The sequence below is a fragment of the Streptomyces sp. NPDC050704 genome, assembly GCF_040654355.1.
Classification (GTDB): domain Bacteria; phylum Actinomycetota; class Actinomycetes; order Streptomycetales; family Streptomycetaceae; genus Streptomyces.
Genome location: NZ_JBFAHW010000275.1, coordinates 1 through 1,499, shown reverse-complemented (window position 1 = coordinate 1,499; position 1,499 = coordinate 1). Strand labels below are relative to the sequence as shown.

The following is a 1,499-nucleotide window of genomic DNA, read 5'->3' as shown; positions in this document are numbered from 1 at the left end:
TACCCGGCGTCCAGGACCGTCGTGTCGAACCGGTCCGCGGTGACCGTGGAATAGAAGGGGACGCGGGCAGCGCAGGGCACCAAGTCGCCGAGTACGTCGAGGAGTTCATCGCGGATCTCCTCCACCTGGACGGAGTGCGAGGCGTAGTCCACCTCGACCCGCCGAGCCCGCGCCCCCTGCCCGACAGCCTCGGCGACCACCTCATCGACATCGGCGGGGGCGCCTGCGACGACCACCGACGACGGGCCGTTGACCGCCGCCACCTCGACCCGGCCGTCCACCACCGCGGCCAGGGCGCGAACGTCGTCGACCGGCAGTTGCACGGAAGCCATCGCGCCCTGCCCGGACAGCGCCAGGATCGCCTGCGAGCGGAGCGCGACCACCTTCGCGCCGTCCTCCAGCGTCACCGCCCCGGCCACCACCGCAGCGGCGATCTCTCCCTGGGAGTGGCCGACCACGGCGGCCGGCTCCACCCCGTACGAGCGCCACACCTCCGCCAGGGACACCATCACCGCCCACAGCACCGGCTGGACCACGTCCACCCGGTCCAACTCCCCGCCCCCGCGCAGGACTTCAGTCAGTGACCAGTCCACGAACGCGGACAGAGCTTGCTCGCACTCGCCCATCCGCGCCGCGAACACCGGCGAGGACTCCAGCAGTTCCACCGCCATCCCCGCCCACTGCGAGCCCTGGCCGGGGAAAACGAACACCACACCGCCATCCCCCGCCCGGCCACTCACCACCCCCGCGTCCGGCCGACCCTCCGCCACCGCCGACAGCCCCCGCAACAACCCCTCATGCCCCTCACCGACCACCACCGCCCGATGCCCGAACACCGCACGCGACACCGCCAATGAGAGAGCAACGGAATCGAGGGGCAGATCTTCGTGACGGGTCAGGCGGTCGGCCAACCTGGCCGCCTGGGCACGCAGGGCAGTCTCCGTGTGGCCGGAGAGTGTCAAGGGGACGGGGCCGGTGAAGGAGGGCGGCTCCGCCTCAGGCTCGGTCCGGGGTTGGGTCTGGCTTTGCGGTTCGGGTGCCTGTTCGAGGATGAGGTGGACGTTGGTGCCACTGATCCCGAACGACGACACACCCGCCCGCCGCGCACGCCCCACCTCCGGCCACTCCCGCGCCTCCGTCAGCAACTCCACCGCACCCGCCGACCAGTCCACCTCCCCCGACGGCGCATCCACATGCAGGGTCTTCGGCAGCGTCCCGTGCCGCAACGCCATCACCGTCTTGATCACACCAGCCACACCCGACACCGCCTGCGTATGCCCGATGTTCGACTTCAACGACCCCAGAAACAACGGCCGCTCACGACTCTGCCCATACGCCGCCAACACCGCCTGCGCCTCAATCGGATCCCCCAACCGGGTCCCCGTCCCGTGCGCCTCCACCGCGTCCACCTCCGACGGCGACAACCCCGCACTCGCCAACGCCGCCCGGATCACCCGCTGCTGCGCCGGACCATTCGGCGCACTCAACCCATTCGACGC

1 protein-coding gene is annotated in these 1,499 nt (G+C 71.0%); it reads right to left on the bottom strand.

The annotated features are described in order from the left end of the window. Positions 1-1,499: type I polyketide synthase (locus AB0I18_RS52065; RefSeq protein WP_363112898.1), on the bottom strand; the 1,499-nt coding region annotated here is incomplete at both ends.